At 46.2% G+C, this 21,878-nt stretch carries 15 protein-coding genes, 1 tRNA gene and 1 pseudogene; 11 read left to right on the top strand and 6 right to left on the bottom strand.

Annotated elements, in window-relative coordinates; translation table 11 throughout:
• The first annotated feature begins 55 nt into the window (after positions 1 to 55).
• Complete coding sequence (locus PREMU_RS13335) at positions 56 to 715, top strand: alpha/beta hydrolase (RefSeq protein WP_007576092.1); 660 nt, start codon at positions 56 to 58, stop codon at positions 713 to 715.
• A 46-nt stretch (positions 716 to 761) separates the two neighbouring features.
• Here PREMU_RS13335 and PREMU_RS13330 read toward each other — a convergent pair whose 3' ends face one another.
• Positions 762 to 3,305, bottom strand: coding sequence for an ATP-dependent Clp protease ATP-binding subunit (locus PREMU_RS13330; protein ID WP_007576090.1), 2,544 nt, complete (start codon positions 3,303 to 3,305; stop codon positions 762 to 764).
• 318 nt (positions 3,306 to 3,623) lie between these two features.
• On the opposite strand from PREMU_RS13330, the gene PREMU_RS13325 reads away from it, so the two are divergent.
• The gene (locus tag PREMU_RS13325) at positions 3,624 to 4,721 is read left to right on the top strand and encodes an FMN-binding protein (RefSeq protein ID WP_007576088.1); all 1,098 of its coding nucleotides are present in this window, start codon (positions 3,624 to 3,626) and stop codon (positions 4,719 to 4,721) included.
• Positions 4,722 to 4,795: 74 nt separating this feature from the next.
• Here the strand turns inward: PREMU_RS13325 and ltrA are convergent.
• The 4 genes and pseudogenes from ltrA to PREMU_RS13300 form a co-directional block, all read right to left on the bottom strand.
• Positions 4,796 to 6,242: pseudogene (ltrA, locus tag PREMU_RS13320) on the bottom strand (group II intron reverse transcriptase/maturase).
• A 482-nt stretch (positions 6,243 to 6,724) separates the two neighbouring features.
• Positions 6,725 to 6,798: transfer RNA gene (locus PREMU_RS13315), tRNA-Val, on the bottom strand.
• 497 nt (positions 6,799 to 7,295) lie between these two features.
• Positions 7,296 to 9,071 carry an IS1634 family transposase gene (locus PREMU_RS13310; protein ID WP_007576087.1) on the bottom strand — a complete coding sequence of 592 codons (1,776 nt, stop codon included), beginning with the start codon at positions 9,069 to 9,071 and terminating at the stop codon, positions 7,296 to 7,298.
• A gap of 600 nt (positions 9,072 to 9,671) precedes the next feature.
• The gene (locus tag PREMU_RS13300; protein WP_007576083.1) at positions 9,672 to 10,112 is read right to left on the bottom strand and encodes a Fur family transcriptional regulator; all 441 of its coding nucleotides are present in this window, start codon (positions 10,110 to 10,112) and stop codon (positions 9,672 to 9,674) included.
• A 270-nt stretch (positions 10,113 to 10,382) separates the two neighbouring features.
• Here PREMU_RS13300 and PREMU_RS13295 point away from each other — a divergent pair, with 270 nt between their 5' ends.
• Positions 10,383 to 10,592, top strand: a complete 210-nt coding sequence (locus PREMU_RS13295; RefSeq protein ID WP_007576080.1) for a cation transporter — start codon at positions 10,383 to 10,385, stop codon at positions 10,590 to 10,592.
• Between the two features lie 14 nt (positions 10,593 to 10,606).
• Positions 10,607 to 12,511 (top strand): heavy metal translocating P-type ATPase, encoded by a 1,905-nt coding sequence (locus PREMU_RS13290; protein ID WP_007576078.1) that lies wholly within the window; start codon positions 10,607 to 10,609, stop codon positions 12,509 to 12,511.
• A 10-nt stretch (positions 12,512 to 12,521) separates the two neighbouring features.
• Here the strand turns inward: PREMU_RS13290 and PREMU_RS13285 are convergent, their stop codons facing one another.
• Positions 12,522 to 13,103 carry a hypothetical protein gene (locus PREMU_RS13285; RefSeq protein ID WP_156804028.1) on the bottom strand — a complete coding sequence of 194 codons (582 nt, stop codon included), beginning with the start codon at positions 13,101 to 13,103 and terminating at the stop codon, positions 12,522 to 12,524.
• A gap of 531 nt (positions 13,104 to 13,634) precedes the next feature.
• On the opposite strand from PREMU_RS13285, the gene PREMU_RS13280 reads away from it, so the two are divergent.
• The 7 genes from PREMU_RS13280 to ilvD all read left to right on the top strand — a co-directional run bounded on the left by PREMU_RS13280 (position 13,635) and on the right by ilvD (position 21,865).
• Complete coding sequence (locus PREMU_RS13280; protein ID WP_007576074.1) at positions 13,635 to 14,465, top strand: prephenate dehydratase; 831 nt, start codon at positions 13,635 to 13,637, stop codon at positions 14,463 to 14,465.
• 3 nt (positions 14,466 to 14,468) lie between these two features.
• A complete protein-coding gene (locus tag PREMU_RS13275) occupies positions 14,469 to 15,638 on the top strand; it encodes a pyridoxal phosphate-dependent aminotransferase (protein ID WP_007576072.1) in 1,170 nt (389 codons plus the stop codon).
• A gap of 37 nt (positions 15,639 to 15,675) precedes the next feature.
• Positions 15,676 to 16,746 carry a bifunctional 3-deoxy-7-phosphoheptulonate synthase/chorismate mutase type II gene (locus tag PREMU_RS13270; protein WP_007576069.1) on the top strand — a complete coding sequence of 357 codons (1,071 nt, stop codon included), beginning with the start codon at positions 15,676 to 15,678 and terminating at the stop codon, positions 16,744 to 16,746.
• 23 nt (positions 16,747 to 16,769) lie between these two features.
• Positions 16,770 to 17,552: a prephenate dehydrogenase gene (locus PREMU_RS13265; protein WP_007576068.1), complete on the top strand. Its 783-nt coding sequence runs from the start codon at positions 16,770 to 16,772 to the stop codon at positions 17,550 to 17,552.
• 73 nt (positions 17,553 to 17,625) lie between these two features.
• Positions 17,626 to 18,954 carry a signal recognition particle protein gene (ffh, locus tag PREMU_RS13260; RefSeq protein WP_007576067.1) on the top strand — a complete coding sequence of 443 codons (1,329 nt, stop codon included), beginning with the start codon at positions 17,626 to 17,628 and terminating at the stop codon, positions 18,952 to 18,954.
• A gap of 34 nt (positions 18,955 to 18,988) precedes the next feature.
• Positions 18,989 to 19,873, top strand: a complete 885-nt coding sequence (folD, locus tag PREMU_RS13255) for a bifunctional methylenetetrahydrofolate dehydrogenase/methenyltetrahydrofolate cyclohydrolase FolD (protein ID WP_007576066.1) — start codon at positions 18,989 to 18,991, stop codon at positions 19,871 to 19,873.
• Positions 19,874 to 20,062: 189 nt separating this feature from the next.
• Positions 20,063 to 21,865 carry a dihydroxy-acid dehydratase gene (ilvD, locus tag PREMU_RS13250; RefSeq protein ID WP_007576065.1) on the top strand — a complete coding sequence of 601 codons (1,803 nt, stop codon included), beginning with the start codon at positions 20,063 to 20,065 and terminating at the stop codon, positions 21,863 to 21,865.
• The last annotated feature ends 13 nt before the right edge of the window (positions 21,866 to 21,878 follow it).

The following is a 21,878-nucleotide window of genomic DNA, read 5'->3' as shown; positions in this document are numbered from 1 at the left end:
TTGATGGTCGGGTGAAAAGCAGATGAGATGGAAAAAGAGGCATCATCAAGCATAAATGACGACGACAATTATTTCCGATGAGCGGCCACAGGTGTTGCTTGTGCAGCCTGTTGACAGCCACGATATGGAGGAGCTGGACAATGAGGTGGGTTATATCCGTGCACATTCTACGGTGCCATTCCGTCTCGTGGCAGTGCATATCAGCCGCTGGAATGAGGAACTCACGCCGTGGGAAGCGCCCCCTGTCTTCGGGAAAGTGCCTTTTGGGTCAGGTGCCATAAACACGCTTGGCGAAATCTTAAAGTTGCTTGAGGAGCAAATGCAGCTGTTGGGATGGCAGGATAACGCTCTGTCGGATTTGTCACGCGTTGTTCTTGGCGGCTATTCACTGGCGGGATTGTTTGCTCTCTGGGCTGGCACTCGTGCTGCTTTTGCCGGCATTGTGGCAGCCTCGCCGTCGGTATGGTATCAAGATTGGCTCAACTATGCTACGCTCCACCCGTCTCTTTCCCCACGCGTCTATCTCAGCTTAGGCGACCGTGAGTATTGCTCCAAGACGGCCATCATGTCGACAGTCAATGACTGCATCCTCCGTCAGCGCGACCTGCTCCGACATCAAGGCACGGACACTATCTTGGAGATGAACCCCGGTAACCACTTTCAGGACAATGGCATCCGTACAGCCAAAGGGTTCGTGTGGAATATGAATCAATAAAAAAAGCGGCCATATGGTCGCTTTTTTTATAAGTGATACTTTTCTGTTACTTAGCAATGCTGAAGCTCAGCTCATCCTTGTCGTCTTGCCTGTCAATGACGATGGTGTCACCCTGTTTGGCTTCTTCGGAGAGAATCATTTCAGAGAGACCGTCCTCGATGTAGGTTTGGATGGCACGTTTCAGCGGGCGGGCGCCGAACTGCACGTCGTAACCCTTCGTGGCCACAAGCTCTTTGGCCTTGTCGGTGAGCGAGATGGTGAAGCCAAGCCCTGCTACACGCTTGTAAAGCCCTTTGAGCTCAATGTCGATGATCTGCTTGATACTGGCGAGATCGAGCTGGTCGAAGGTGATGATCTCGTCGAGGCGGTTAAGGAACTCGGGCGAGAACTGCTTGGCGAGACTCTTCTGAATGATCGAACGCGCATACTGTTTGTCCTTGCTGTCCATATTGGCAGCATTGGTAATACCGCCTGCATTGAATCCTACCCCGCGGCTGAACTCCTTGAGCTGGCGCGTACCGGCGTTGGAAGTCATAATGATGACCGTGTTTCGGAAGTCTACTAATCGTCCGTTACCATCGGTCAGACGTCCCTCATCAAGCACTTGCAGCAAGAGGTTGAAGACGTTGCCGTGGGCTTTCTCTATCTCATCGAGCAGCACGATGGAGTAAGGATGGCGGCGCACTTGTTCGGTAAGCTGTCCGCCTTCTTCGTAGCCGACGTAGCCCGGAGGCGCGCCGATGAGCCGTGAAGTGTTGAAACTCTCAGTGTACTCGCTCATGTCGATGCGGATGAGCGCGTCTTTGGCACCGAACATCTTCTCGGCAAGGCACTTGGCAAGATAGGTCTTGCCCACGCCGGTAGGCCCGAGAAACATGAACGAGCCGATGGGGTGATTGGGGTCTTTCAGCCCCACGCGGTTGCGCTGGATGGCTTTCACCATTTTGTCAATGGCACTGTCCTGTCCGATTACCTCCTGTTTGAGATCGGCGCCCATGTTGCGGAGGCGCTTGCCTTCGGCTTCAGCCATGCGCTGTACGGGTATGCCGGTCATCATCGAGACGACGTCGGCCACCTCCTTTTCAGTCACAGTCTGTCGTGTCTCAGCCTCTCCTTGCTGCCATTTCTGCTGCATGAGGCGGAGCTCTTGCTCCAGTTCGGTCTGGCGGTCACGGTAGTTGGCGGCAAGCTCGAAGTTCTGGTTGCCGACAGATTTCTGCTTCTTCTGCTTGATTTCCTCTATCTCTTTCTCCTTGTCGGTGATTTCCTGTGGCACCTTTGCGTTTTTCAGATGCACACGTGAGCCCACCTCATCAATGACGTCGATGGCCTTGTCGGGCATGAATCGGTCAGTGACGTATCGGTCGGTCAGGCGCACAGCCTCCTTCAGCGCATCTTCTGTGTAGCTCACATGATGATGCTCCTCATAGCGGTCCTTGATGTTTTCAAGAATCTGCAGGGTCTCATCCTTAGTCGTTGGCTCTATCATCACCTTTTGGAAACGTCGCTCCAGAGCTCCATCTTTCTCGATGGAGTTGCGGTATTCGTCCACCGTCGTAGCGCCGATACACTGGATAGTACCGCGTGCCAGAGCGGGTTTCATAATGTTGGCGGCATCCATACTTCCCGGTGCCGATCCTGCGCCGATGATAGTGTGTATCTCATCAATGAAGACGATGATGTTGGGATTGTTCTCCAACTCCTTGAGCAGGGCGCGGATACGCTCTTCAAACTGTCCGCGATACTTGGTGCCTGCCACAATGGCAGTCATGTCAAGGCTCACTACGCGCCGGTTGAAGAGCATGGGAGAGGTCTTGTGTTGTGCAATGAGTTGCGCCAGACCCTCGACAATGGCGCTCTTCCCCACACCGGGCTCGCCGATGAGGATGGGATTGTTCTTCTTGCGGCGTCCGAGAATCTCGATGACGCGCTGAATCTCTTTCTCCCTTCCCACCACAGGATCGAGCTTACCTTCAGCCGCAGCCTTGGTGAGGTCAATGGAGAAGTTGTCGAGTACGGGAGTCTTTCCTCCGCCCATAGGCTGTGTGGCCGTTGCTTGTCGGCGGCTGTTTCCCTGTTTTTCGCTATGGGCATTGCTGTCCTCCTCATAGTCCTCCTCGTCTTCATCGGGCAGGCCGATACCATCTTTGACGGTAGGCTTGCTGAGCATACGGACCGCCGTATCGTAGTCGAGATTGTTCATCTCAAGCACTTCTTTGGCGCCATTGTCCATCTGGTCGTGAAGAATGGCGAGCAACAGGTGTTGCACGTCAACCAATTGCGTATGCTGTATACGGGCTTCAAGCACGGCAAGCCTGAGAATGTTGCTCGCCTGTGAGTTCAGTACAAGCTCATTGGTATTGATGGGTTCGCTGAGCTCATCTTCCCGCACCTTCTCCTCCAGTTCCTCCTTGACACTCTGCATATTGATGCTTAGCTGGCGAAATAGGTCGGTCACAGGTGTGTGTTTCTCCCTGAGGATGCCGAGCAGAAGATGCTCCGGCCCGACGGAACTGCTGGCCAGGCGTGTCGCCTCTTCCCTGCTGAAGGCAAGAATTTCAGATACTTTTGGTGAAAACTGACTGGTCATGAATATTCGTCCTTTCTTTTTTAATAGTCGTTGCAAATTTACACTTTTCTTTTTCATTTAGCAAGGATTATGCCAAAATTTACAGAACCTGTTTCATAGTCTTTGATTTTGAAATGCCTTTACGCCGTAGACGCATCGCCTTTACGCCGTAGACGCATCGCCTTTACAGTGTAGACGCATCGCCTTTACAGTGTAGACGCGCCGGCATCAAGTGAATCTTCTTTTTACCTGTGAATTTTCATTGAAAAACCCGTGAATTGAGAGTTATCCGGTATTTATTCCTTATCTTTGCATCTAAAAAGAGAGCATCAAGGTAAAATGAAAAATTATAGACAGTTGACCAAACGTTCAGGAAGACACCGCTTAGGTGTGTTTCTCAATTTCATTATTTGTTTTCTCATGGTGGCGGTGGCATCCTTTACCAGGGACGGCAAGTTGATGGGACATGAGTTTGGGGCTGACAGCCAGCAGGTTGTGTCCAAGAACGATACCATTAGCCGGCTTGCAGACGGTGAGATTATCATCAACACTGCGGCCATTGGCAAGGACATCACGGGGTTTGGTGGTACGGTCCCCCTGGAGATAACCATTCAGAAAGGCATCGTGAAAGACATCAAGGCTTTGCCCAACAAGGAGACGCCTGAGTTTTTCGGCCGTGCCAAGACCCTCTTCAATCGTTGGAGAGGCAAGACCGTCGCTGAGGCCTCGTCCATGAAGGTGGACGGAGTGTCGGGGGCCACATTCTCTTCACGCGCCATCATTGGTAACATGAGGGCTGGCCTGCAGGTCGCGGCCAAGCAGACTGAAAAGAAGCCATTGTTTGCCGATTTTGACGGTAGCGCGAAGAATCTCTGTGGACTGGCGGTCGCCCTGTTAGCGGCTATCGTGCCCCTGTTTGTCAAGAATCGCCGCTACCGCACGGTTCAACAGGTGCTCAATGTCGCCGTGCTTGGCTTCTGGTGTGGCTCTTTCCTGTCTTGGTCCGCCATTTTAGGCTATATGTCCAACGGCATGAATGTCGTGGCTTTGCTGCTGCCGCTGGTGTTGCTCATTGTGGCTTTTATTTACCCGCTTTTCGGGAAGGTCAATTACTATTGCAATCATGTCTGCCCCTATGGTAGCCTGCAGGAACTTTCGGGCAAGTGTGTGCGCTATAAAATAAAGATGAGTCCAAAGACAGTAAGAGTGCTCAACCGTTTCCGCAAGGTACTTTTCGCGGTGCTGATGCTTTGTCTGTGGACGGGCGTGTGGGCCGACTGGGTCAACTATGAGCCATTCTCGGCATTCATCTTCCAGTCGGCTTCGTGGGTGGTCATTGCCATCGCCGTGGCTTTTGCGGTACTTTCTACAATAGTCATGCGGCCCTATTGCCGTTTTGTCTGTCCTATGGGGTCATTGTTCAAAGTGGAGTCGTAGACTCGAATGGAGATATAAAAATCGAGTAGGAGGAAAACGAAGTAGTTTTCTTCCTACTTTCGTTTTCCGACCTCTCACACCACCGTACATGCGGTCCCGCATACGGCGGTTCCTATTTTGGGGTGCCATTCGAGATACGTCCCCATTAAAGTAGCATACCCTGCTGCACGTAGATTGTTGTTACTTATTGCAGTTGCTAAAATAGGACTATTAGCTATATGCCAATAACCCTTACGAGTATTACCCCATTCGTATGCTTGGTATTTATTAATACCACATCTAATGAGGTTTGCCACTTTTGTCTTGACTTTCTTCCAAGCTTTCCATATACACATGCGTATTCTACGTCTTAACCATTCGTCTGTTTCAAGCAAGAGACGCTTCATATTGGCAAGGTGATAATAGCCAACCCACCCTCTTATGTATTCTTTCAGCTTTTGCTTTCTCTTGGCATATCCCCATCCATTGCTGCGACTTGTCTAGTTCTTTCAACCTTGACTTCATCTTGGCTTTGGATTTTGGGTGCACAGTGAGTTGGCATTTGCCTTTCATCACATAAAAGGAGTAGCCCAGATATTTCACTCCACGTACATACGACACTACGGTCTTTTCCTTGTTGACTCTGAGATATAGAACATTTTCTATAAATCGGGTTATAGACTCCTTCACTCGCATTGCAGCCCTTTTGGACTTACAGAATATCATCGAGTCATCGGCATAGCGTACAAAGGGAAGCCCTCTGCGTTCAAGTTCTTTGTCCAATTCGTTGAGTATGATGTTACTCAACAACGGACTTAGCGGTCCTCCTTGGGGAGTTCCCTCTTCGCTCGCTTCAAACAAGCCTTTGTTCATTACACCACTTCGGAGATATTTGTGTATAAGACTGACCACTCTGCCGTCTTTTATCGTACGGCTGAGAATTTCTATGAGTTTGCTATGGCTCACGGTATCGAAGAAGCGTTCAAGGTCAAGGTCTACTACATATATGTAGCCTTCATTAATTATACTTTGCGCTCCTCGTATTGCGTCATGGCATCCTCTTCTCGGACGGAAGCCGTAGCTCGTCTTGGAAAATTGGTTCTCATAGATGGGGGTCAATACTTGGTTTATGGCTTGTTGCACCAAACGGTCTACTACTGTAGGTATTCCCAACAGGCGCATCTTGCCATTGTCTTTGGGTATTTCTACCCTTTTCACTGGGTTTGGACGGTAAGAGCCGTCCATCAAGGAACGGATGAGCAAGTCCTTATTGGTCAATAGCCATGGGAGCAACTGCTCACACGACATCTTGTCGATACCACCACAGCCTTTGTTTCTCATAACTGCCTTGTAGGCTCGGTTGAGATTTGAAGGGCTAAGGATTTGCTCGAAAAGGTGTTCCTTGTCGAATGGTACTTCCACGATGTTGTCTTCACACATCCACATGTAGGTCTGCACTCCCCCATACCATTCGGTTTCCGACCTATCTCTTTGGGGGCAGCCATTAACTTGGGATAATGTTTTCTGCATTCTTTCCTTCATGAGGTATGTTTCAATTACTATCGCTTGATTGTTAGGTTCAGCCCTTCATGCAACGTTATCGAGTATTGCACTACTATGGCGTCTGCTGACTTCTCACGGCAAGCTTTACTCCACTTCTTTCGTAAAAAAAACTATTTGAAGTGTCCGTGAGACCTCCTCGGATAAGGGCATTGTCTTTCCATCTTATACCCACTTCATTTACACCAACCGTTCCGAATAGCTATAGGGCTTTGATTTGTTTAGCAACCTTACCCACGGTCATATGCCTTGTATGAAGTTTCTGTTCGTTAGGTCAGATGTTTGCCGCCGGCTTCTTTCAGATTCCACCTCACGATGGACGCCCTTGCCTTTGGCTATGTAATTCCCGCTATTAAGGCTTACTCGGGACTTGCACCCGTTAGACAATACTCATGCCGAGCATACTAAAAAAGATCCCCATGTTGAAGTATCGGGATCTTTTATTATTGATGAAGATGAATAAGTGTCGACACTTGGATTCGAACCAAGGACCCCCACCATGTCAAGGTGATACTCTAACCAACTGAGCTATGCCGACGAAAAAGGATGCTTTTTTAAAAGCGACTGCAAAGGTAATGAATCTTGATCACTCGGCAAATGTTTTCTTGATATATTAATATACATTAACAGTGTCTGATCCTCGCCGAATGCTAATTGTTATCAGGATGACTTCCAATACTGGCCATTATTAAAACGTGTCTGTTCTACGATTTCCACTCGACTTAAAAGAGAACAACCGGCTATTCGCCGACATCATGAGATGACGATGACGGCAACACGAATTCACGTGAATGTCCATAAAGTTATTCATACAATTTGTCCATAAAGTTATTCATACAATTCCGATTTAAAGATAATTGAGTTATCTTTGTACGCAGTTGCATGATATTGATAGTTCCGGCCAACTCTGAAAGCTTGATATATGAGGCTGGGTTCCATGTTTTTTATATTTGATTTGTGGTGAATTTAAATATATAACGGAACACAGCCTCCTTTTATTATCTGAGTTTTCAATTAATTTGTAGCGATAACCTTCTAAAATACGTTTTTCTTTGGTCTTCCTCTTTTCCTTCCTACCTTTTTCGACTTGTATCCCGGTTCACACCCGACTGGGATGTCAAGCCCCAAAGCCTTTGCAATCTCTACCTGCTTTCCGACGAAAGGTGTTATCTTAGAGGCATGCCCCTGCCGTTCGATACATCTTATGTTTCTCATCTCGTCAAGCATGTCCAGCGAAGAGGGGAACATGCTGTGAAGGTCTGTTGTCTTCCAGATGTGTCTGATATATGATCCGATGACCAGCCCGACGAACAAGACGAACAGCCTGCCGGTCTTGCCGTCCTCACTCCAATTCCGCTGTCTGTCAGAGCACATCTCCGTCTTCATCTGCTGGAAGTACTTCTCCTGCTCGTCTCTCAATTTGTAGTGGGCCAGAGCTTGTGGGGATGTCAGATCCAGCCCGAGCGTTACAATGGCAACAAACCCTAACAGTCTGAGTGAGTCGTTGTACTTCTTCTCGTTCTTCTCAAAAGATATGACATGTCTTTTCTTGTCCAACTTTACGTCAAACATGCAGAAGTCTTTCTTCAGGGTATCGTCGTCTGGTGCTTCTTCCTTGTCTTCAAGCATCTTCTGAAGACAGCTTCTCTGCCCTTCGACTTTCATGTCTATGTTGATTTGCCCTTCGCTTCTCCACGAGGGATTGAAGAACAGATTCAGGCGCATCTTGCTTGCTGCCTTTTCGGACTTACCCTTTCCATGTACCTTGTAGTCAATGTCGTACTGCTTGTAGTACAGCTTGCTGTCAAGGTCTATCTCCATTCCGTCCGGACGGACATTGAAGTCTCCGAGGCTGTCTATTTTGTCGCTGATAAACTTGTGGCCGGTCTTCATGCACATTATAGCGGGCTGGCCATGAAGGATGTTGTCCTCAAGGATTTGCACTGTCCCATAGCCCCTGTCCGTTATCATTACGTAATTCATGAAACCAGCACAGCGAAGGTCAGACTGGATGACACCCATTGTGCGTGAGTCAGGAATGTTACCGGGAAAAGACCTGTAATAGATGGGCATGTGGTTGCTGAGAGTATAGACTACAACTTCATTCGTCTGCGCCAAAGCAATGCTCTCTTTGTTGTGCCCCCAGCGTATGTCGGCCAGGCTGCTTCCGTAAGCAGACCTGCTTGTGGAGTCAACAGCACAGAGCTCCATCTTTCCAATTTTTTCAGAACGAAGACGTAACAAGGCCTGGCGGTCTTTCTCGGTGATAGATTGCGTAAGACGGGTGATGTCTCCCGGCGACATTTCGCGCGCGGACGGAGTCTTGGTGTATCTCTGCCAGCGAGCGAGTCTGCTGTAAGAATAGCTGGAAATATATGGGAACATGGCAAGTGTCATGATATTATCCACTTTCTCCTTGTTTCCCTCGAACACCTTCTCCAGATCCTCGCGTATCTTGGTCTTCTCCGCAACTCTTTCCATAAGCCACACGTCGCCATACAGACGGTTCTGCGCATCTCCATTGTGGGTAGGCCTCCCCGCTTTCCTCGTGCTTGGCAAAGAGTCCAGTTCGCTCAAATCCCATCCCTGTGGGAATACCAATTGCTTTCGCTCGGCAGGAGGCATGTAAAGATATGCCTTGTCTGGAATGAACTTCAAGCTTTCGGTCACTGTGCCTAAATGAATGCTTTTGTTCATACGCTTACCTGTTGCCTCGTTCGTTACACGTGGGCGTAGTGCTGCATATCTATATCCGTTATTAATGTGAAGCGTCACCTTGTGAGCAGTCTCATCGCTTATGGGTCTTGCCATTGTGCTACATCTTTGATTATCGCTACAAATGTAACAATAATAAATGAAATGGCAAAACATAATAAGTTAAATGTATACTGATTTATAGATAATTAGCTTTTCGACCAGCGTTATCGCTACAAAATAATCGAAAATTCAGATTTATTAGAAAGAAGGCGTATTTCTCAACTTATCAACCCGAAAAGCGGAAGAACCTCTTTTTTTATTCTTCTCCGATTTGAGACTTCTAAGCTCCGATCTGGTTGATCTCAATTTCTCATTCGCTTCAGCTAAGTCGTTATTGGCCTTGTTAAGCTCACGTTTCAGTCTGGCAATCTCCCTATCTTTTTCGCTTTTCCTTGCAGTCATTCCTTTACAGTCATATATTGAATTAATACTATAAAGATACTGAATCTCCGTGAGATAAGCAACAATATAAGGTTAATATATGTTTACTTATTAACAATATATCATAAAGCGTAACACATTATAAATAAGCCCCCTAAAACGGTTATGAAGTTATGCACAAACTTGACACCCTAATATGAAATATAGAACAGGACACTGTTTTTGTTTCTAAATGGAAAATGATGTCCCCCCTATGCTTCAACTAGAAAGCACTTAAGCAATTTTATTATTAGACTTTTCTTTTTCAAGACATTCCCTGCACACACCTTTATAATAGAGTTGTGCTTCATCAATGAGATTTCCATCACGCGTGATCGATCGCTTCTTAAGCTTTGGCGCTTTCTCGTCCATCAGGTCAAGGACCCTGCCACATTCACGACAAAGAAAATGAACGTGAGGATGAATGTCACCATCATAACAGACATGATGATCGTCGATCGTGATCATCTGGGCAGCACGACGCTCTGAGAAGAGTCGCAATGTGTTATAGACTGTTGTTCTGCTCAAGGTCGGCACATCCTTCACCACACCCTGATAGACATCCTCTACCGTAGGATGAGTACGATGTGAAAGTAAATAGGTCATAATAGCAAGTCTCTGAGTAGACGGACGCAAATTACTGTCTACAAGACGTCTATAAGCTGTAATATCCATGTCGTCTTCTATTATTCTTGAAAATTTTCACTACTATCTTTTGATGAAATCAATTTTTATTAGCAGTTTGCTGCAAAGGTATTTAAAAATAATTACAACACAAAATAGAAGTTGGAAAATATACAAGGTGTATATGTTTTTTTTCTGAAAACCATAAAATTCATCCATCATTCCATAAAGCTTTTTAATGAAGAAAGTGCTAACTTTGCAACGTAACTAATAAAGAGATACAAGCATTTATTTTTAATCAATTATTAAATTATACTCAAAATGAAAAGGACATATACAGTCAATGGCATGAAATGCGAGCACTGTAAGACTCATGTGGAAAATGCACTCAACGCACTAAATGGTGTGGCTCAAGCAGTAGCCTCCCTCAGTGAGCACAACGTCACCGTAGATTTTGATGACACACAAGTAACTCCAGCACAGATGAAGGATGCAATCGATGCAGCCGGACACTATGAGATGGAGCTGTAAAAAGGGAAAATTGAATGAAACAAACCATACCTGTCGTTGGCATGGCATGCGCATCATGCTCTGCCAACATTGAGAAGAAGCTCAACTCGCTGCCGGGTATCAGTCACGCGGCAGTGAGCCTTGCTGGTAGGTCCGCATTGGTTGACTTCAACCCAGAGAAGATCTCTTTGGAGACCATGAAAAAGGAAATCAATGGGATTGGATATGATCTTGTCATAGAAAAAGACCGGTCTGTAGAGGAAATACAAAAACGCACCTATACCATCCTTGTCCGCAAGACTATTCTTTCATGGGTACTCTCCATCGTCGGAATGACTGTTAATATGCACTGGATTTCCTTAGGCGGGAGCAATATGTCCAATCAGGCAGGGTTATTGATAGCCCTTGCCAACATGGTTTTCTGTGGCGGGCGTTTCTATCAGACTGCCATACGCCAATTGTGCCATGGCACCGCCAATATGGACACACTTGTAGCTCTGTCGACGGCCATAGCCTTTGTCTTCTCCGTGTGGAATACTTTCTGGGGAGATACCTCCCTTACGTATTTTGACTCCTGTGGCATGATCATCACCTTTGTGCTTACAGGAAGGTTATTGGAAGAAAAAGCGAAAGACAGTACGGCAAAAAGTATACGCCAGCTCATGGGAATGGCTCCCAAAACCGCTCATATCATTGAAGACGGTGAGGTACGCGAGGTACCCATCTCTACCATTGATGTAGGGGACATCCTTGAGGTACGTCCTGGTGAGAAAGTACCTGTCGACGGTGAGGTCATTTCGGCAGAGAGCTTTATGACGGCTGATGCAGCCTATGTAGACGAGAGCATGATCACTGGCGAGCCTACTCCGGCAGAAAAGAAAAAAGGGGCGAAAGTACTAGCCGGCACAATCCCTTCACAAGGCAAGTTCCGCATGCGTGCACGGCAAGTAGGCGAAAATACGGCCCTTGCCCATATCATACGCATGGTACAGGAAGCAGAAGGATCCAAAGCCCCTGTACAACGTATCGTTGACAAAGCTGTCATGGTTTTTGTGCCCACAGTCACTGCATTAGCCTTGATTACCTTGCTGATGTGGCTCTGGCTTGGAGGATTGACTCTCTTACCAAAGGCTATCGTATCAGCAGTGACCGTTTTGGTGATTGCCTGCCCATGCGCAATGGGTCTCGCCACCCCCACCGCCTTGATGGTAGGTATCGGGAAGGCGGCTGAGCAACATATACTGATTAAGGATGCTACCGCTCTTGAGCGCATGCGCAAGGTAAATGTCTTAGTAACGGATAAAACAGGTACTCTGACTATCCCAAACCAAAAAGTGGACTTCACAAAGGCTGATAACCTACCACTTGAAGAGCGTGAGAAGCTGAAACCATATGCTTCCATTGCCATGGAAGAGCTGCAGCAACGGGGGATTGAGGTGTGGATGATGAGTGGTGATAAAGAAGAGGCTGCTAAATACTGGGCTGAAAAAGCAGGCATCAAACATTATCAGTCAAAATGCATACCACAGGACAAAGAGAATATTGTCAGGAAACTGAAAGCGGAAGGTAAAACCGTAGCGATGATTGGCGATGGTATCAATGACACGCAAGCATTGGCACTTGCCGATGTATCCATTGCTATCGGCACAGGCACTGACATAGCTATGGACGTAGCCCAAGTGACCCTGATGACTGATGACTTGCGAGCGCTGCCTTTTAGCTTCTCACTCAGCAAGAAAACTACACACATGATTTGGGAGAACCTCTTCTGGGCATTCATCTACAATATTATTTGTATTCCCTTGGCCGCAGGTGTGCTCTATCTCTTCTACAACAATCCTCCTCTTCAGCTGACCCCCATGTGGGGATCTGCACTGATGGCTTTTTCCAGCGTCAGCGTAGTCCTCAACTCATTGCGTCTCAAGCTCATTAAAAACTAATAAGAAAAGATTATCGCTGATAATCATACCGTCGGAAATAGACATTGTCCCGCTTGGGCATCCAGTCTTTTTCGACGGATATTTGCAACATGAAGTTCTTGTTCGGAGTCCAACGGAGAGCTGCACCAAGACGATCAGCATAAGGATTATAGGCAGGATAGCTGTAGTACCCTAACCCTCCGCTACCATAGCCAACATAAGGATAGGCATAACCATAGCTCCCACTATTTACGAGTGATTTTTGACCATAGACATACGCAGACCACTGATCGTTGAGCTGATAGCCCAACTCACCATAGACGCCCGCAGAAGTAAGATTCATACCACTCCAGTTAAGATGATTCATATATCCGCCAGCAGTAAGCCAACCACGTTTCCCGACAGGAGTAGTATAATCAAGATTGATATTCTGCGAGAAGCCTGCGCCCTTGGGAGCATTTTTCCCAAAACCGGCCATAACACTGAGTTCCACACTTCCATGAAGCTGTCCTTTGGGTTTACCTTCTTCGCTATCACATTTACTTATATCGGTGTTATAATCTGCTGTCTGAGTTTCATCCTCTCTCTGCTTAAACCCTACAGGAGTTTCCATAAAAGGTGAACCTACATTTTGGAATGACATCCCCGTTGTGGGATTCGTTTGTAACAATGCACTGCCAGGGATGAACCTCACCGGAGAAGATGTCCTAAAGATGTGTCGGTCGCTTTGGGCACTGGCATCCATTGACGTCACAAGAAAAGAAAAAATACTATATATTATAATGTGTACCTTCATATCATTAAAACTACTCTTGCTGCAAAATTAGCTATAATGATAATTTTTTCATCATTTTTCTTGCATGTTTTAAATAAAAACTATAATTTTGCCAATGATTTAACAAGAATAAGTCATTCAATAAAAAATAGAAAAGTCGATATTATGAGATTCTTCACAACATATTCCTATTATTACTTTTACTTTACAAGAAATTGTGAAGCGGGAAGTTGCGTGTAGATTTCAACTTAAGACTCAAGAGATACGACACCTCCAAGGAGGTTGCATACAAAGTCCCGCTTCATAAACAATATGGAGTGGGACATTTGTTTTAGCAATACGAACAAAAAACAGACAATAATAAATCAGATGAAAAGAATCGCCATTCAGGGCATACAAGGATCGTTTCATGACATTGCGGCACACGAGTATTTCCACAATGAGCAGGTACAACTCATTTGCTGTGATACCTTCGAGCAAGTTTTTGCCAACGTCCATCAAGATCCTACAGTCATAAGCTTACTTGCCATTGAAAATACCATTGCCGGATCGTTACTTCACAATTATGAGTTGCTCCGCGACAGCGGTACAACCATAGTTGGTGAACATAAACTACACATTACCCACTGCATCTGCTGCCTTCCAGACGATGACTGGACGACGATACATGAGGTACACTCCCATCCTGTAGCACTTATGCAATGCCGTGAATATCTTTCAACCCATGCGGAGCTAAAAATCGTAGAGGCAGAAGACACCGCAGGAAGTGCGAAATACATCCATGAACACCAGTGCCACGGATGGGCGGCTATCTGCCATGCTGAGGCTGCCAAGATGTATGGGTTGAAAATTCTGGAGGATCATATCGAGGACAATAAGCACAACTTCACGAGATTTCTCATCACCACAGACCCACGAAAAGCAGACTACCTACGTCCTCTAAATGATGTCGATAAATCAACCGTTGTCTTCACCCTACCCCATACGGAAGGCTCGCTTTCAAAGGTGCTGACCATCCTCAGTTTCTATGACATCAACCTCACTAAGATCCAGTCACTCCCCGTAATCGGTCATGAGTGGGAATACATGTTCTACGTTGACGTAACTTACACAGACCTCATCCGTTACCGACAGTCGATTGACGCCATTACCCCACTTGTCAAATCCATCAAAATCCTTGGAGAATATAAAGCAGCATAAGATATGAAACCAGCATCAAGAGTTAACGACATTCAAGAATACTATTTTAGCCGCAAACTAAAAGAAGTGGCCCGTCTCAATGCACAAGGACAGGATATCATCTCACTTGCCATTGGCTCACCTGACATGCCACCGTCAAAACAGACGATTGACAAACTATGTGAGGTGGCACACAATCCACATGCCCACGGCTACCAGCCAACAAGCGGGCTGCCGGAATTACGTCAAGCTATGGCCTGTTTTTATGAGCGCACCTATGATGTCCACCTGGATCCTATGACGGAGATACAACCTATCATAGGATCAAAGGAAGGAATCATGTATGTTACGCTCGCCTTCTGTAATCCCGGAGACAAGGTACTCATTCCTGACCCAGGTTATCCTACCTATACTGCCATTAATAAAATATTCGGCACTCAAATCGTCAATTATGATTTAAGAGAGGACAATGGATGGCAACCCGATTTTGAACAATTGGAACGTATGGATCTTAAAGGCGTGAAAGTAATGTGGACCAATTATCCCAACATGCCGACAGGAGGAGACACCCGCATAGAAACATTGGAGAAGCTCGTGGTTTTTGCCAAGAAACACGATATCCTTGTCGTCAATGATAACCCTTACTCTCTCATTCTAAACGAACATCCACTGAGCATTATGCAGATTCCTGATGCTAAGGACTACTGTATTGAGCTCAACTCCATGTCAAAAAGCCATAATATGCCTGGATGGCGCGTGGCAATGATGATAGGAAACAAAGAACACATCTCCTGGATGTTCAAAATACAAAGTAACATTGAAAACGGCTCCTTCAGGGGCATACAGCTTGCAGCCGCTGAAGCTTATAACACCAATACTCCTGAATGGCATCGGGAAAACAATATTGAAAACTATCGTCGGCGCCGTCTGATTGCCGAGGAGATAATGAGAGTGCTTGGATGTACATTTGATCCCTCACAAGTAGGTATGTTCCTTTGGGGAAAGATTCCTGAGAAATACGCCAATGTAGAAGATCTAACGGAAGCTGTCCTCCACGAAGCTCGCGTATTCATCACACCAGGATTCATATTTGGGAACAACGGGAAGCGTTATATTCGTATCAGCCTCTGCACAAAAGATGAGAAGATGAGAGAAGCGCTTGAGAGAATAACAAAAGTAAACTATAACAAGTAATATATAAAAAACACTTAATGATTAATTATATTTTATTATGGAATTGGAACTTGAATCCCTTAACTTGCCGTCAGACAATGGCGGTGACCGCCCTTTAATCATAGCAGGTCCTTGCTCAGCCGAGACAGAAGAGCAAGTTATGACTACCGCCCGGAACCTTGCTACAAAAGGATGCCATATGTTTCGAGCTGGAGTATGGAAGCCACGCACGAAACCAGGAGGCTTCGAAGGAAACGGCGAGAAAGCTCTCCCCTGGCTTCAGGAAGTAAAGAAGGAGACAGGAATGCTCATTGCCACAGAAGTAGCAACACCCGAACATGTAAAGCTTGCTTGCAAGTACGGCGTAGATATCTTATGGGTGGGAGCACGCACCACCGCCAATCCTTTTGCAATACAAGAACTTGCAGACAGCCTCAAAGGCTTCGAAGGCCCTGTGCTCGTGAAAAATCCCGTCAATCCCGACCTTGAACTTTGGATCGGCGCCATGCAGAGAATTAATCAAGCCGGTATAAAAAGACTTGGTGCCATTCACCGTGGGTTCTCAAGCTACGACAAAAAGATTTACCGTAACCTCCCCATGTGGCAGATACCCATAGAGTTGCATCGCCGTGTTCCTAACCTTCCCATTCTTTGTGATCCAAGCCATATCGGCGGCAGGCGAGACCTCATCGCCCCTCTTTGTCAACAGGCAATGGATTTGGGGTTCGACGGACTTATTGTTGAAAGCCACTGCGACCCTGACAGTGCATGGAGTGATGCCAAACAACAAGTGACACCTGATATTCTGGATTACATTCTAAGCCTGCTGGTGGTTAGAAGTGAGCATACCACTACAGAAGGAATTAGGCAGTTACGCTCTCAAATCGATGAGATTGATAATCAACTCATGGACCTCCTTGCGAAGCGTTTCCGCGTATGCCGCGAGATTGGCACATTCAAGAAAGAGCATAACATGACAGTACTTCAGGCAAATCGTTATGGAGAGATTCTTGAGAAACGTGGCGCGCAAGCATCTCTCTGCGGTATGGCTCCTGAATTCGCAGCCCATATGTTTGAACTGATTCATGAAGAGAGTGTTCGACAACAATTACAAATCGTCAATGAATAAAATGATCAAGTAAACTTAACAATATGAGAATCCTGATTATGGGAGCCGGAAAAATGGGCTCCTTCTTTATAGACCTGTTAAGTTTTGATCACGAAGTAGCAGTAGTGGAGCGTGACCCCAAACGAATGCGCTTCACCTATAACTGTCAGCGCTTCACTTCGATGGATGAAGTAAAGGCTTTCGCTCCCGAACTCGTTATCAATGCCGTCACGGTAAAGTTCACAAAACCGGCTTTCGACGAAATTATGCCTTATCTGCCCAAAGATTGCATCATCTCAGACATTGCATCGGTTAAGACAGACTTAAAAGACTACTATGAAAAGAGTGGACACCCCTATGTGTCAACACACCCTATGTTCGGCCCTACTTTTGCCAATCTTAACCAACTTTCAGAAGAGAACGCTATCATTATCAGTGAAGGAGACTATATGGGGCGCATTTTCTTTAAGGATCTCTATCAGCGTCTGGGGCTCCACATCTATGAATATACTTTTGAAGAGCATGACCGTACTGTGGCATACTCGTTGAGTATCCCTTTCGTCTCCACATTCGTCTTTGCCGCCGTCATGAAACACCAGGATGCGCCGGGCACTACCTTCAAACGTCATATGAATATTGCCCGCGGAGTATTGTCTGAAGACAATTATCTACTACAGGAGATTCTTTTCAATCCTTATACGCATGATCAAGTCGCACAAATCCGGACTGAGTTGAAAGAACTCCTTCAAATTATCGACAATAAGGACTCGGTTGCCATGGAAGCATACCTGACAAAAATCAGGAAGCACTTAGCAGAACAAGGTTAATCATAAAATTCATTTTTATTTCCCCTTTCGCAAATTATTGGTTACCTTTGCAGAAAATTAGTTATAAGAGAAAATGTTTGAGAATTTAACAGACCGCCTTGAACGTTCTTTTAAGATACTTAAAGGTGAAGGAAAGATAACAGAACTCAATGTTGCGGCGACCCTAAAAGATGTACGCCGCGCACTTCTGGATGCCGATGTCAACTATAAGGTGGCAAAGGATTTCACGGATACTGTAAAGGAAAAAGCCTTGGGAATGAATGTGCTTACTGCCATCAAACCAGGCCAACTCATGGTGAAGATAGTTCACGATGAACTGGCGAGATTAATGGGAGGTGAGGCTGCTGAGCTCCATCTGAATAGCAGACCGTCTGTCATATTAATGTCGGGTCTGCAGGGATCGGGTAAAACTACCTTTAGCGGTAAGCTCGCTAACTTGCTTAAAAACAAGCAGCACAAAAATCCATTGCTCGTTGCTTGTGACATCTACCGTCCAGCTGCTATTGACCAGTTGAAAGTTGTAGGCGAGGGTGTTAGTGTCTCTGTATATAGTGAACCCGATAATAAGAATGTCAATGAGATTGCAGATCATGCTCTTCAGGAAGCCAAGATGAAAGGGCATGATGTAGTCATCATCGATACCGCCGGCCGATTGGCTGTTGATGAGCAGATGATGAACGAGATCTCTTCACTTAAGAATCATATTCATCCCGATGAGACGCTCTTTGTGGTCGATTCCATGACTGGTCAAGATGCCGTTAATACTGCCAAAGAGTTCAATGACCGCCTCGATTTCGACGGTGTAGTGCTCACCAAACTCGATGGCGACACCAGAGGCGGCGCGGCACTTTCCATCCGTACCGTGGTTACCAAGCCCATCAAGTTCATCGGAACTGGAGAAAAGATGGAAGCCATTGATGTTTTCCATCCCGATCGTATGGCCGACCGTATTCTTGGTATGGGTGACGTAGTTTCTCTCGTGGAGCGTGCACAAGAGCAGTTTGATGAAGAGGAGGCCAAACGATTACAGAAGAAAATACAAAAAAATAAATTCGACTTTAACGACTTTCTCAAACAGATTGAGCAAATCAAAAAAATGGGCAACATCAAAGATCTCGCTTCGATGATTCCCGGAGTAGGCAAAGCTATTAAGAATGTGGACATTGACAATAATGCTTTTAATGGCATTGAGGCTATTATCCGCTCCATGACGCCTCAAGAGCGTACCAATCCTGAAATTCTCAATCAAAGCCGTAAATTGCGTATTGCCAAAGGATCGGGTACAACTATTCAAGAGGTTAACAGACTTATCAAGCAGTTCGACCAAACACGTAAGATGATGAAGATGGTAACTGGCAGCGGTATGAGACAGATGATGCATAATATGCCAACGTTGAAGTAGAGGGCATAAATGACGATAGTAGTTAGAATGTAGTATGAGCTATCAACTGATAAACGGAAAGGCAACTGCAACTGCAATCAAGCAGCAGATAGCCCAAGAGGTGAAAGAGATGATCGATGCCGGTAGAAAACGGCCCCACCTTGCAGCAGTGCTTGTCGGACATGACGGTGGATCCGAGACTTATGTAAAAAATAAAGTCATCGCTTGCGAACAATGTGAATTTCTGTCAACACTTATTCGGTATGAGGACAACGTCAGCGAAAACGAGCTTCTCAGCTGCGTGGGCCGACTTAATAAAGACCACAACATTGATGGCTTTATCGTTCAGCTTCCCCTTCCTAAACATATAGACGAGCAGAAAATCATCATGGCTATTGACTATAAAAAAGACGTTGATGGTTTTCATCCTATCAATGTTGGACGAATGGCCATCGGACTGCCCTGCTTTATCTCTGCTACGCCATTAGGAATCCTCACACTTCTTCAGCATTACCAGATTGAGACCTCCGGCAAAAAATGCGTTATTCTGGGGAGAAGCAATATTGTGGGCAAACCTATGGCACAGCTCATGATGCAAAAACAATACGGAGACGCTACTGTTACCATTTGCCATTCTCATTCCAAGACCTTAAAGCAAGAATGTCGCGAAGCTGATATCATTATTGCAGCCATCGGACAACCAGATTTTGTGACTGCCGACATGGTGAAAGATGGAGCTGCCATCATCGACGTGGGAACAACACGAGTAACAGACGCGACACGTCAGCGCGGGTGGAGACTCAATGGAGATGTGAAGTTTGATGAAGTTGCGCCAAAATGCTCATTTATTACGCCAGTACCTGGTGGTGTTGGACCCATGACCATTTGTTCACTGATGAAAAATACACTCGCTGCGGCAAAACACGAGTTCTACAGGTAATCAACCCATAAAGAAAGATATACTTAATATCCCGTTAGTCTGTTATAGACTGGCGGGATTTTTTTCTTTCGAATTCATCAATTCTAATTTAGCGGACAACAATAATTTCAAAATATATTCCATTAATTACTTGCAAACTGAATAAAAGTATGTATCTTTGCATTTAAAATTATAACATACACATCAATCATGAAGCACCAATTGAGAAGTGCCATATGCACGGAAGGACGCCGGATGGCGGGGGCTCGAGCCCTTTGGGTCGCTGCCGGTATGAAGCATGAACAGTTCGGAAAGCCTATTATAGCAATTGTTAACAGTTTCACTCAATTTGTTCCGGGCCACACTCATTTGCACGGAATAGGGCAAATCGTGAAAAAGGAAATCGAGTCAATGGGATGCTATGCAGCAGAATTCAATACGATAGCGGTTGACGACGGCATTGCAATGGGGCATGACGGAATGCTCTATTCATTACCCTCCCGCGACATCATTGCCGACTCGGTTGAATATATGGTAAATGCGCATAAGGCAGATGCCATGATTTGCATCTCCAATTGCGACAAGGTTACACCTGGTATGCTTATGGCAAGCATGCGCCTGAATATTCCAACCATTTTCTGCTCTGGAGGTCCTATGGAAGCCGGTCGATGGAAAGGAGAAAACGCAGACCTTATCACAGCAATGATAGCCGGAGCCGATAAGACTGTCAGCGATGACGACTTGGAACGAATTGAACAAACCGCTTGTCCTGGCTGTGGCTGCTGTTCAGGGATGTTCACAGCAAACTCCATGAATTCGCTTACAGAGGCCATAGGCCTCGCTCTCCCGGGGAATGGCACCATTCTGGCAACACACAAGAACCGGATCCAGCTATTCAAAGATGCTGCAAGACAGATTGTGAAAAACGCTTTTGCCTATTACAAAGATGGTGACGAAAGCGTATTGCCACGCAACATTGCAACCCGTGAAGCTTTCCTCAATGCAATGACCCTCGATATTGCTATGGGTGGTAGTACCAATACAGTCCTCCACTTAATTGCTGTCGCTCAGGAAGGCGGCGTCGATTTCAAAATGAGTGATATTGATACTTTGAGCCGTAAGGTGCCTTGCATTTGTAAGTTGGCTCCTAACACTCAGAAATACAGTGTCCAGGAATGCAATCGCGCAGGTGGTATCCTTGGCATCTTGAATGAGCTCAATAAGGGTGGACTCATAGATGGATCGGTGAAGAGAGTGGATGGCACTACTCTGGAAGAAGAGATGCGACAATTCGACATCACGGGGAAGTCCATCGACCCCGAGGCATCCCGCATTTACCACAGTGCTCCAGGCCGTCGCTTTTCAACAGAGATGGGGTCTCAAAATGAACAATGGGAAAGTCTTGACACCGATCGGAAGAGCGGTTGTATTCGCGACCTTGAACATGCATACACCAAGGATGGAGGACTGGCTGTGCTGTTTGGAAACATTGCTCATAATGGATGTGTTGTCAAGACGGCCGGAGTTGCATCCGAGCTTTGGCATTTCGAAGGACCGGCTGTTGTGTTCGACTCCCAGGAAGACGCGTGTGACGGTATTCTCGGAGGAAAAGTAAACAGTGGTGACTGCGTTGTCATTACACATGAAGGTCCTAAAGGCGGTCCTGGAATGCAGGAGATGCTCTACCCTACCTCTTATATAAAAAGCCGTCACCTTGGTAAGGAGTGTGCACTGATCACCGATGGGCGTTTCTCAGGCGGTACAAGTGGACTGAGCATTGGACATATCTCACCAGAAGCTGCAGCAGGTGGAAATATCGGTAAGATCAAAGATGGCGATATCATTGTGATTGATATACCCAGCCGCTCCATCAATGTGAAACTGTCGGAAGAAGAACTTGCTGCGCGACCTCAGCAACCGCTGAAGCGTAATAGAGTTGTTAGCAAGGCTTTGCGCGCCTATGCACAAAGTGTCAGTTCTGCTGATAAAGGTGGCGTAAGATTAATAGACTGAAGAAAAGAAAACC

It is taken from the genome of Hallella multisaccharivorax DSM 17128 (genome assembly GCF_000218235.1).
GTDB lineage: Bacteria > Bacteroidota > Bacteroidia > Bacteroidales > Bacteroidaceae > Prevotella > Prevotella multisaccharivorax.
The sequence above is the reverse complement of the archived record's forward strand: the minus strand, read 5'-3'. Positions and strand labels throughout refer to the sequence as shown.

Coding starts and splice junctions, on each gene's coding strand:
- PREMU_RS13335 (WP_007576092.1), top strand. CDS start 56: ATGACGACGACAATTATTTCCGATGAGCGGCCACAGGTGTTGCTTGTG.
- PREMU_RS13330 (WP_007576090.1), bottom strand. CDS start 3,305: ATGACCAGTCAGTTTTCACCAAAAGTATCTGAAATTCTTGCCTTCAGC.
- PREMU_RS13325 (WP_007576088.1), top strand. CDS start 3,624: ATGAAAAATTATAGACAGTTGACCAAACGTTCAGGAAGACACCGCTTA.
- PREMU_RS13310 (WP_007576087.1), bottom strand. CDS start 9,071: ATGGCAAGACCCATAAGCGATGAGACTGCTCACAAGGTGACGCTTCAC.
- PREMU_RS13300 (WP_007576083.1), bottom strand. CDS start 10,112: ATGGATATTACAGCTTATAGACGTCTTGTAGACAGTAATTTGCGTCCG.
- PREMU_RS13295 (WP_007576080.1), top strand. CDS start 10,383: ATGAAAAGGACATATACAGTCAATGGCATGAAATGCGAGCACTGTAAG.
- PREMU_RS13290 (WP_007576078.1), top strand. CDS start 10,607: ATGAAACAAACCATACCTGTCGTTGGCATGGCATGCGCATCATGCTCT.
- PREMU_RS13285 (WP_156804028.1), bottom strand. CDS start 13,103: ATGGAAACTCCTGTAGGGTTTAAGCAGAGAGAGGATGAAACTCAGACA.
- PREMU_RS13280 (WP_007576074.1), top strand. CDS start 13,635: ATGAAAAGAATCGCCATTCAGGGCATACAAGGATCGTTTCATGACATT.
- PREMU_RS13275 (WP_007576072.1), top strand. CDS start 14,469: ATGAAACCAGCATCAAGAGTTAACGACATTCAAGAATACTATTTTAGC.
- PREMU_RS13270 (WP_007576069.1), top strand. CDS start 15,676: ATGGAATTGGAACTTGAATCCCTTAACTTGCCGTCAGACAATGGCGGT.
- PREMU_RS13265 (WP_007576068.1), top strand. CDS start 16,770: ATGAGAATCCTGATTATGGGAGCCGGAAAAATGGGCTCCTTCTTTATA.
- ffh (WP_007576067.1), top strand. CDS start 17,626: ATGTTTGAGAATTTAACAGACCGCCTTGAACGTTCTTTTAAGATACTT.
- folD (WP_007576066.1), top strand. CDS start 18,989: ATGAGCTATCAACTGATAAACGGAAAGGCAACTGCAACTGCAATCAAG.
- ilvD (WP_007576065.1), top strand. CDS start 20,063: ATGAAGCACCAATTGAGAAGTGCCATATGCACGGAAGGACGCCGGATG.